Genomic DNA, 10400 nt, shown 5'->3' on the forward strand with positions numbered 1-10400 from the left:
CGGTCCCGAGTGCTCGATGATGTCGGTGAAGTCGGTGATGTTGGTCTTGAAGTCGGCGGCGATCGCCTGCGTCGCATCCACCAGGCGCTGCAACGCCGGCCCCAGCCCACCGACCGCCTGGGCGGTTTCGTCGAGCACCGCGCTGATCTTGTCCTTGGGCAGCGCCGCCAGCCCGCGGTCGGCGGCGTCTAACGCGGGACCGATCGCACGGGGCACCGTGCCCTTGGTGATGGTCTGCCCGGGCGAGAGGTAGCGTCCGGGATTGCCGGTCGGCACCAGGTCGAGATACTGCTCACCGGCCGCGGATACCGAATGCACGTTCGCGATCACATCGATCGGGACTTTGTAGCGGTTATTGATGCTCATGGTGGCCTGGGCGCCCTGCTCGGTCGGCTCGACGGCGGTGACCTTGCCGATGGTGAAGCCGCGATAGGTCACGTTGGCGGTGGAATACAGCCCGCCGGAGGCCGGCAGGTCGGCCTTGAGTTCGTACACGCCGATGCCGACCAGCCGGGGAATCCGCAGGTAGTACCAGCCCAGCACCGTCAGGGCGATCACGGTGATGACGGCGAACAGGATCAGTTGGCGTTTGATGACGCGAGTCAGCAATTGCGGTCCCCCCTTTCCACCAGCGGCCCGCCGGGCGCGTCGTTCGGGTTCGGGGTGTATCGGACGTCTGGGATCATCTGCTCAGGATCGTGGCCGTAGGACTGCTGCAGCGCGCGCAGCTCCCCCATCAGTCCGGTCCCGCTGAGCAGGCTGTTGTCGATGGCGGCGTACGTCGCGTCCAACTGCATCGAGACGTTGACGTAGTCGCCGCGGATAGACTTCTCGCTGGCATCGGGCGGGACAATGCTGAAGAGGACCTTCAGCGCGCCATTCAGATAAGGCGCGGCCTTGACCACCTCCTTGAGCGGACACTGCAGGTGTTGCAGGTCGGTGTGAAGATTGCTGCGCGCAGCGCCCAGGTACTGGTCGGTGACGGCGCTGAGCCGCCCCGTCGCCTCGGTCGCGTTAACCAGGTTGCGCTGATAGTCTGGCTCGGCGAAATGTTTGACCAGCGGCGGGAAGTCGGTGAGCGCCCGGTCCAGCACGTCCGCGCGCCTGCCGACATAGGCCAGCAGTCGGTCGGTGGAGTCGATGGCGTGGGTGATGTCGTCACGCTGCTGGTTGAGCTGGCCGGTGAAGGTAGCCAACTTGCCAAGCAGGGCGCGGATCTGCGGGGCTCGCCCGTTCAACACGTTATAGGTCTCGTTCTGCAGCACCTCCAGGTTCGGGATGCCGCCGCCGCGCAGGATCAGCGCGATGCTGGCCAGTGTCTCCTCGGTGTTCGGGTATGCCGAGGAGTTCCGCAGGGGGATGGTGTCGCCGTCCTTCAGCAGCTGCGGGGATGGGTCGGTTGGTGCGGCCAGTTCCACGTGCTGCGACCCCAAGATGCTGGTCTGCCCGATCTTGGCGGTGGCGTTCTTCGGCAACTTCACGTTCTTCTGCAGTCCCACCGTCAAGGTGGCGACCCAGTCCTTCAGGGTGATTGCCCGCACCGACCCGACAAAGACGTCGGCCACCATCACCTTGCTGTTGTTGTTGAGCGCCAGCGTGTCCGGCATCTGCACGTAAATGGTGTAGGAGTCGGCGCCGCTGCCCGGAACGCCGGGCAACGGCACGTTGGCGATGCCGCGCCATCCGCAGGAGCTCAACATCACCGCGGCCGCCAGCAGAGCCAGCGCCCGCCACACCCGGTGGCGCAGACGGGCGATCGGTGTCGGTCGGTTCGGCTTGCTCTTCGCGCCGGCGCTCATCGCGCGCCTCATGAGCCCGGCCCGGTCGATGCGGCCGCCTCGGCAGGTGGCGGCCCGCCGGCCAGCGCGGGGGGACCCGGCGGACCGGGCGGGGGTACCGGCGGCACCGGCCCCGGGATCACGTCGGGTCCTGGCGGCGGCGGCGGTATCGGCGCCTGGCCGGGCGGCAAGCCGACGTAGGGCAACGGTCCCGGCTCCTCGTTGTAGGCGTCGATGTAGCCCGGCGGAGTCTGGTACTGGGAATCGACCGGCCCGATGTCCGGGCCGCCCATCAGTTCAGCCAGCGACTCCGGCGTCATCAGGCCAGCGGTGATGGGGTTGACCTGCACTCCTTGCATTCCCGGCCCGGTGATCCAGCCGTGCTGGGTGTTGCGGTGGGACAGCGGTGTGTCGGGCACCCAGATGCCCGGAACGGTGGTGTCTTTGTACCCATTCGGCGGATGCAGCCGCGGTTCGGCATAGGCGACCTCCTTGGGAACCACCACCGCTGTGCTGGCGATGTTGAAGGTGAACGGCGGGTAGTTGAACTTGATCGCGTCCAGGATCGGCGCCAGATACTCCGCACACAGTTCGGCGGAGTCCTGATAGCCGCGCCGGCTGCCGGACTGCATCGCGCTGCAGATGAGCAGCAGCGGGTTGTTGAACAAGTTGCCGAGCAAGCCTATCGAATTGCCGATCATCGCGCCGTTGACCGGGTGGTAGAAATTGCCGATGTTCGCCGCGGTGGTCGGCAAGACGTGCAGCCAGGTCTCCAATCCGTTCAGGGGTTCGGGCTGGACCAGGGTGGTGGTGACGTCGGCGAGGTTTTCGGTGTCGTGCGAGAGCACTTCGCGGTTTTGGGCCAGGAACGGACGCAGGGTGGGCAGCAGGTCGTCGAGCTGCTGTGCCGCATTGGCCAGGGCGCGGTCGGAACGGGTCAGCCGGTCGGTGACCTGCGCCAGGTTCTGGTTCAGCGCGACGAACTGCTGATCGTCTTGATGCAGTGCGTTGACGAACAGCGCCAGGCTGCGCGCCACCGCGAAGAAGTCGCTGCGGCCCTCGTTCAGCGCGGTCAGTGCCCGCGACAGGTTGTTGAACGTGGCGTTGAACTGCCTGCCCTTGCCGGCCAGACCGTCGGCGAAGGCTTCGATGGCATCGCCAATCGGGCCCTTCGGCTGCTGCGGTGTCGGGCCGAGCTTGTCGATGATGTCGGCGACACTGTCGCGCAACTGGTCCCACTCCGTCGGCACCTCGGTGCGCTCGATCGGGATGACCGCGTTGTCGGCCAGCACCGGGCCGCCTTTGTACGGCGGCTCCAACTGGATGTTGCGCGCGGCCACCAGGGTGGGGTTGACGATCACCGCGGCAGCGTCGGCCGGCACCTTGTACTTGTTGTCGTAGTGAAAGGTGACTTTCGTGTTGTCGCCGGTGGGCTCGATCTTGTCGATCGCCCCCACCTTGATGCCCATGATCCGGACCTCGTCCCCGGCATACAGCGCGTTGGCCTCCGAGAAGTAGGCGGTCACGGTGTTGTTGACCAGCTTCGAATACAGCTCACGACCGCCGAATACGGCGACCAGCGCCAGCACCACCACCAGTGACCCGATGATCACCGAGGTCCGCGACAGCTTCGGCAGCCGCAGGTTGTGAATGTCGAAGATGGTACTCACTGCGGGCTACCTTCCCTCCAGGGCGCCGCCACCGCCGCCCGGCTGGCTGTTGCCGCCCTGGCCGACCGGAATCTGCGGCACCGGCAGCCGGTTGCCCGGCCCCGGTGATGCCGGCGGATACGGTGGCGCTACCGGTGGTGGTGGCGCGTGCCCGGGGTTCCCCGCAGCCGGGCCGGCCACCGGCCCGACGGGTTCGGTCCGCCCGCCCGGCAACGCATCCGGCAGCGGCACCGGGATACCCGGAGCAGCCGGTGGTATCGAACCGGGAAGACCGGAGACCGCTATCCCCGGTATGTCCGCTAGGGCGCTGAGGTTCGGCAACGACTTCAACACGTCCGCCGGCGGCCCGTAGCTGCCCCCCCACGGTCCCATGGTCGTTCCCCCCGCACACGGCAGTGGGTTCGACGGCGTCGGGAAATCGCCAGCGGCCGGGGCGTAGGAGCACGGCGACGCGGGCGGGGCGGCCGGTCCCGGATGCTCCGGGGTGCCCTCGGCCACTCGCGGCTCCGGCGGCGGCGCGCCGTTGGGGAACCGGACGCCGTTGGGGTCGGGGTAGCGGTAGGCCGGCAGGCCGGCGTTGCGCCAGAACTCCTGCGGGTCGATGCCCCGCTTCTTGAACGCGGCATCCAGCCACGGCTGCATGATCTGATGGTTGAGCACCAAGGTCGAGGCCTGTACCTTGAAGTACGGCCCCGACGCGACGGTCTCGTTGAGCATCTTGATCATGATCCCCTCGGCGACCAGTCCCTCCGCCAGGTCGTCTTTGCGCTCCCTCAGCACGTCGCTGACGGCGCGCAACTGTTCGAGCACGTGATTGAGGTTCGGGTTGTCGTTGATCAGGCCTTGCAGCTGCGCCGAGGCCGCCGCGACGTTTGCCAGCAGCGCGTCGATCGCCTGGCCGCGCTGGTTGAACGCAGCCAGCAGCGCCTTGGCGTTGACCAGCAGCCGGTCCACCTGTTCGCTGCGGTCACCGAGGACGCTGGCCACTTTGTTGGCCTGGGCGAGCAGATGTTTGATCTGCTCGTCGCGTTTGCCGAGGGTGTCGGAGAAGTCGGCCACCCCTTTCAGGGCGGCGCTTAAGTGCGGGGAGGTCTCGTCGATGGTCTGCGACAACACTTTCAGTGACTGCTTGACGGTGTCGACGCCCCAGTTCGATGCGGCCCTGGTGGAGTCGAAGATCGCGTCGTAAAGCTGATACGGGGTGGTGGCCTGGCCCATCGGCAATACAGCCCCGGGCCGCAGCATCTGGGTGCCCTGTGGCTGCACCTCGAGCACCTTTCGGCCCAGGATGGTGTCGGTCTTGATGGCCAGCCGACTCTCGGTTCCGATGGTGTTGGTGCCGGTGGTGAACTTGATCACCACGTGGTCGCCGGCGATCTTGAGTGCCTGCACCGCACCGACGCTCTTGCCGGCGATGCGCACCTTGTCGCCCTTGTTGATCTGACCGGTGTCGGTGAACTGCCCGTAGTAGGCCGGCTGGGCGAACAGCATCGGGACGCTGGTCATACTCTGGCCCACCGCCGTGGCGAGGATCGTGATGATCAGGCCCATCAGCCCGACCCGGAACCGGTTGGGGGGCTCCAGTGTTCGCATCGGGCTCATTGCGGCGTGCACCTTCCGCTCGGCTGCTGGAACAGCCTGACCTTGCGGATCGGACCGCCGGGTTGGAGTCCGTTGGTGCGCAGCGTCACGTCGCAGACGTAGAAGTTGACGAAATCCCCGTATGACATGGCGCGGCCCCAGCGCTTGATCCCAGCGGGGAGCTTGTGCACAGTGTCGTTGATGTCGTCGAGCTGATAGATCAGCTGTTGCGCAGCCGCTTCGGTGTGGTCGACGGTTTTATGCAGCAGCGGGCGGTTGGCGGCGAGCAGGTCGGCCAGCGTTCCGGCGGCATTGCTGATGTGCGCGACGCCGTCGGCCAGCGGGTCGGCGTGGTTCTTCAGACCGGTGATCAGTTTCTCGACGTTGTCGACGGTCTGGTCGAACTGCGCGCGGTGTGCCACCGTGGTGTCCAGCACGGTGTTCAAGTTCTTGACCACCTCGCCGATCGCCTGGTCGCGCTCGGCGATCGTCGACGTCAGTTGCGCGGTCTGGTCGAGGATGTCGTTGATGGTGCCGCCCTGACCCTGGAACACGGTGACGATCGCCGACGTGATGGTGTTGACCTTGTCGGGGTCCAGCGCCCGAAGCAGCGGCTTGAAGCCGCCGACCAGCGCGTCGAGATCCAACGCCGGCCGGGTGCGCGACAGCGGGATGAACCCGCCCGGCGCCAGCACCCGGTCGGCGCCCGCGCCGTCGCCGCGGCTGAGTTCCAGGTAGCGGTCGCCGAACAGGTTCAGGTAACGAATGTGGGCGGTGGTGGACTGATACAGCCGCAACGAGCGGTCGACGGCGAAATCGACATGGGCCCGCCGTCCGCCGTCGACCAACCGGATCGCGGTGACCTTGCCGACCTCGACGCCCGAAGCGCGGACGAACTGGCCTTCCCGCATCCCGCTGACGCTGGTGAACTCCGCGGAATACCCATCGGTCCGGTCGAAGCGGACCTGACCGAACACCACCACGATCATCGCGGTGAAGAGCAGCAGCACCGACGCGACGACGCCGAGTTTGACCAGGGTAGCGGTGATTTTCATGGGTTGATCGTGTGCTCCCCCCATTGGCGGCCCCACACGAATTCGACCCCGATCGGCGAGCCGACGTCGAGGTGGTTGTACGCCGCCGTGCTCGCACCGGTGTCGGCCACTAAGAGCGGTGCCGGCCACAGATCACGGGTGATGGGCTGCCAGCAACCCGGTGCGCCGCCGGGTCCACCGTGCGCGTTCGTCCGCGGCAGATTGTCCGGATAGACGTAGGGATTCTGGATACCTCCGATCATATTGGCCAACGATGCGAGCGGGAATATCAGTGACGCCCCCGTGGCGGTGGCAAGGGCGAGGGGATTGAGCAGCAAGCCTGTTCCGCCCAGGAACTGGTTGTTGGTGTCCAGCGCATAGCCGTCACCGGAACCGAAGACGTTGGACCACTTGGGCTCGACCTCCGAGACGTTGCGGATGCTGCAGAACAGCTCGGGGCTGTAGGTGTCCGCCAGCTCGGTGGTGGGCACTAGATCGGCGATCGCATGCTCCAGGTAGGGCCCGCCGCGGCCGAAGACGTCAGCACCGGTGTTGCCGAGCCCGGCCGCCGCCAACAACGCGGCATCGAGGTCTTTCTGCTGCGCGTTGAGCGTGCGGGCCGTGACGACGCCGTTGTTGACGGACTCCAGCAGATCCGGCGCCGCGTTGGCGTAGACGTCACCGAGGGCCGCCAGCTGCTGGATGTCGTGGCGGGCCTGCGGCTGCAGCGGAATCACCTCGTCGAGGATGGCGTTGGCGTTGATCAGCGACTGCCCGAATTTGTCGCCCAGCCCGTTCAACGCATCCGCGGCCGCGCTCAACGTCAGGTTCAGCTTGACCGGATCGATCTTCTCGGCGATCGACGTGACCGTCTGGAACAAGGTGTTGAACTCCGTCGTCACATGCCTGGCGTCGATCACCTGCTGTGGCGAGATGCGCTGCGGCGTCGGGTGTTCCGGCGACGTGAAGTTCACGTACTTCTGGCCGAATATCGTGGTGGCCACAATATTCGCGTCGACGTTGGCCGGAATCAGACGAATGTAGCGCGGGTCGATGTCCAAGGTGAACTTAGCCGCCGGCGCGCCGTCCTGGGTGACCTCGCGTATGTCGCCCACCCGGCCGATCTGCACCCCGTTGTAGGTGACCTTCGACCCGGGATCCATCACCAGACCCGCACGGGCCGACAGCATCGTCAGCTGCGTCTTCGGGGTGAAATCGCCTCGGTACTGCAGGTACACCAGCCACACCACCAAGGCGGCGACCAGCGATGCCGCCACACCGACCAGCCGGTAGGGCCGGACCGGCGCTTTGTTGACCTTCGGCTGCGGGTGCGGAGTCGTCATGGCAGCTGCACCTTTTACACCGTGAAGGCGAAGTTCGGGTCGACGCCGTAGAGCGCCATCTGGGCCAGCAGGACGATCACCGGCACCGCGACCAGCGACACCCGCATCGACCGGCCGACTGCCTCGCCGACACCGACCGGCCCGCCGCTGGCGGTGTAGCCGTAGTAACAGTGCACGAGCATCACGGTCACGGCCATGAGGACGGCCATCCCCAGCGACCAGAACACGTCGTTGGGCCGCAGGAATGTCGAGAAGTAGTGCTGGTAGGTGCCCGCGGCCTGGCCGTACAGCACCGTCGTGGTGACTTGGGGCGCCAGAAACGACATGATCAGGCCCAGGGAGTACAGCGGGATGATCACCACCAGGCCGGCTAGCACCCGGGTGGACACCAGGTACGCCGTCGAGTTGATCCCCATCACCTCCAACGCGTCGATCTCCTCGCTGATCCGCATGGCGCCCAGTTCGGCGGTGGCGCCGGCGCCGACGGTGGCCGCCAGCACGACGCCGGCCACGGCCGGGCAGACCAGGCGCACGTTGATCAGTGCGGCGACGAACCCGAGCAGCGCCTGGATCCCGATCTGGCCCAGCGCGGCCAAGCCCTGGATGGCCACCAGCGTGCCGGTGGACAGCGTGACGAAAGCCATGATCACCGCGGTGCCGCCGACCAGGGCCATCGCGCCGGTGCCCATGCCGATCTCGGCGACCAGCCGCAGGACCTCCCGGCGGTAGCGGGTCAGCGCCCACGCCATGTCGCGGCAGGCGGTCACCGCGAACCAGGCCATCTCCCCGGTCAGTTCGAATGACCGGGTCGCGGTGCCGCCGTAGCGGCGAACGGCGGCCGTTGACCGCGGGAAGCGGGCCTGCAGTACTTGGGCCGTCGTCATATCCGCGCCTGCGTTCCGAACCGCACGCCGATGGTGCTCAGCACCACGTTGACCGCGAACAGCGCGACCACACACAGCACCACGGTCTCGTTGACTGCGGTGCCCAGTCCCTTGGGACCGCCGCTGACGGTCAGGCCGCGATAGCAGCCGACCAAGCCGGCGATCAGCCCGAAGATCGTGGCCTTGACGGTCGCGACCACCACTTCGGGCAGTCCCGTGACCGTGGTCAGCGTGGCCAGATACGAACCCGCGGACACGTTCTGCAGGAACACTCCGAACAGGAAGCCACCGACCAAGCCGACCATGGACACCAGGGCGTTGAGCAGCATGGCTACCAGGGAGCAGGCCAGCACCCGAGGCACCACCAGCCGCTGGATGGGGTCGATGCCGAGCACCTCCATCGCGTCGATCTCCTCGCGGATGGTGCGCGCGCCCAGATCGGCACAGATGGCCGTGGCCGCGGCGCCCGCGATGATCAGCACCGTGTTGATGGGGCCGATCTGGGTGATCACCGCGATCGCCGCACCCGCCCCGGAGATGTCGGAGGCGCCCACCTGGATCAGCAGGATGTTGAAAGTGAAGATGAACAGCGCCGTGATCGGCACCGCGACCGCCATGGTGGGCACGATCGAGACCCGCATGATGAACCAGCACTGGACGACGAATTCACGCCACTGGAATGGCGGGACGAACAGCGCCTTCCCGGTCAGCACACACATCCGGAAGAACCCGCCGATGTGCACCATCGGCCGGCCCACCTGGTCGCGGACGTAGTCGGCGAGCCGTGGCTGCGTCGTCGTCACTGCGGCTCCCGCGCTCCCGGACAGCCGCTCGAGCGGATCATGTCACAGGCCTCCTCCTTGCCCATCCCTGAGTGGATGACCCGCTTCCCGCTTACTTGCTCGGTGGGTGCAGCAGCGGGACGATCGGACCATACCCGATGCCGCGCTCAACGCGCACCAGATTCGCACGATCGAATTCCTGTGAGCGTCGCCGGGGCCGCGTCGCCAGGTCAGGCTCTCGGGCCGGTCGCAGCACCCGTTGCCGCAGATCCGGTTTCGGGCACTTTTTCGGCAGGTTGCGGCGCACCGTAGCGGGCCCGCAGCTCGGTCTTGAGCACCTTGCCAGCCGGGTTGCGCGGCAGCGCGTCGACGATCTCGAGGCCTTTGGGGTGCTTGTAGCGCGCCAGGCGCTCGGCGAGGAACTCGTCGAGGTCCGCCAACCGCAGACTCTCTTGGGAGACGGCGGCCACCGCGATCGGCACCTCACCCCACTTGTCGTGCGCCCGGCCGATGACGGCGACTTCGACGATGTCGGGATGGCCGGCGAGGACGTTCTCCACCTCGGCACAGTAGATGTTCTCGCCACCGGAGATGATCATGTCCTTCTTGCGGTCCACCACCCAGACGTAGCCTTCGGCATCCATGCGCACCAGATCGCCGGAGTGAAACCACCCGCCGGCGAACACCTCCGCGGTGGCCCGCGGGTTGTTCCAGTAACCGCTCATCAACGTCGGCGCCCGGTAGACGATCTCACCGACCTCGCCGACCGGCACATCGTTCATGTTCTCGTCGACGACGCGCGCCGCCACCGTCGGGATCACCTTGCCGACCGATCCGCGTTTGCGGATCGCTTCTTCGCTGGGGCCGCCGAGCAACATGCAGGTCACCGGCGACATCTCGGTCTGGCCGAACGCGGCCAGGATCTGGGTGCCCGGAAACGTCTCCGACATCTGCCGCAGCAGCGTGTCCGACGCCGGCGCGGCGCCCCACGACAGCACCCGCAGCGCGACGTCACGCGGATTGGCCTGCTGCTCGGCGCAGACCGCCTGCCACTGTGCCGGCACCAGGAAGATCGCGGTAACCTTCTCGGCGGCCAGCACGTCGAGCAGTTTGCCGGGGTCGAAACCGCCGAGCGGATGGATCACGGTCGGGGTGCCCAGCCACAATCCGGGGAACAAGTTGCCGATGCCGGCGATGTGGAACAGCGGGACGCCGATGAAGCCGACGTCGCCGGTGATATCGGCGCCGCTGGTGTAGAGCGCCGTCATCGTCTCGCCGGTGATGTTGGTGTGGGTCAGCACCGCCCCCTTCGGGCGACCGGTGGTGCC

Annotated in this window: 9 protein-coding genes; all 9 read right to left on the reverse strand. The window is 66.9% G+C overall.

The window, feature by feature from the left end; genetic code table 11:
• Positions 1–609 (reverse strand): MCE family protein (locus AC2VOP_RS06595; RefSeq protein ID WP_486960216.1); only part of this gene is annotated, 609 nt, incomplete at its 3' end.
• Positions 603–1799 carry a virulence factor Mce family protein gene (locus AC2VOP_RS06600; protein ID WP_486960217.1) on the reverse strand — a complete coding sequence of 399 codons (1197 nt, stop codon included), beginning with the start codon at positions 1797–1799 and terminating at the stop codon, positions 603–605. The genes AC2VOP_RS06595 and AC2VOP_RS06600, both read right to left, overlap by 7 nt.
• Before the next feature lie 8 nt (positions 1800–1807).
• Positions 1808–3448, reverse strand: coding sequence for a virulence factor Mce family protein (locus AC2VOP_RS06605; RefSeq protein WP_486960218.1), 1641 nt, complete (start codon positions 3446–3448; stop codon positions 1808–1810).
• A gap of 6 nt (positions 3449–3454) precedes the next feature.
• A complete protein-coding gene (locus AC2VOP_RS06610) occupies positions 3455–5041 on the reverse strand; it encodes an MCE family protein (RefSeq protein ID WP_486960223.1) in 1587 nt (528 codons plus the stop codon).
• A gap of 5 nt (positions 5042–5046) precedes the next feature.
• Positions 5047–6084 carry a virulence factor Mce family protein gene (locus AC2VOP_RS06615; RefSeq protein ID WP_486960219.1) on the reverse strand — a complete coding sequence of 346 codons (1038 nt, stop codon included), beginning with the start codon at positions 6082–6084 and terminating at the stop codon, positions 5047–5049.
• Positions 6081–7406: an MCE family protein gene (locus AC2VOP_RS06620; protein WP_486960220.1), complete on the reverse strand. Its 1326-nt coding sequence runs from the start codon at positions 7404–7406 to the stop codon at positions 6081–6083. The genes AC2VOP_RS06615 and AC2VOP_RS06620 overlap by 4 nt, the downstream gene beginning before the upstream one ends.
• 14 nt (positions 7407–7420) lie before the next feature.
• Positions 7421–8290, reverse strand: a complete 870-nt coding sequence (locus tag AC2VOP_RS06625) for an ABC transporter permease (RefSeq protein WP_486960221.1) — start codon at positions 8288–8290, stop codon at positions 7421–7423.
• Positions 8287–9036 (reverse strand): MlaE family ABC transporter permease, encoded by a 750-nt coding sequence (locus AC2VOP_RS06630; RefSeq protein WP_486960224.1) that lies wholly within the window; start codon positions 9034–9036, stop codon positions 8287–8289. Before AC2VOP_RS06630 ends, AC2VOP_RS06625 begins: the two co-directional genes overlap by 4 nt.
• Before the next feature lie 266 nt (positions 9037–9302).
• The coding region (locus tag AC2VOP_RS06635; RefSeq protein ID WP_486960222.1) for an AMP-binding protein at positions 9303–10400 on the reverse strand (1098 nt) is incomplete at its 5' end.

The organism is Mycobacterium sp. TH-M106 (genome assembly GCF_057473765.1).

Bases quoted from the DNA above. Each gene is read 5' to 3' on its own strand.
- AC2VOP_RS06625 (WP_486960221.1), bottom strand. From the start codon at position 8,290: ATGACGACGGCCCAAGTACTGCAGGCCCGCTTCCCGCGGTCAACGGCC.
- AC2VOP_RS06620 (WP_486960220.1), bottom strand. From the start codon at position 7,406: ATGACGACTCCGCACCCGCAGCCGAAGGTCAACAAAGCGCCGGTCCGG.
- AC2VOP_RS06600 (WP_486960217.1), bottom strand. From the start codon at position 1,799: ATGAGCGCCGGCGCGAAGAGCAAGCCGAACCGACCGACACCGATCGCC.
- AC2VOP_RS06615 (WP_486960219.1), bottom strand. From the start codon at position 6,084: ATGAAAATCACCGCTACCCTGGTCAAACTCGGCGTCGTCGCGTCGGTG.
- AC2VOP_RS06610 (WP_486960223.1), bottom strand. From the start codon at position 5,041: ATGCGAACACTGGAGCCCCCCAACCGGTTCCGGGTCGGGCTGATGGGC.
- AC2VOP_RS06630 (WP_486960224.1), bottom strand. From the start codon at position 9,036: ATGGTGCACATCGGCGGGTTCTTCCGGATGTGTGTGCTGACCGGGAAG.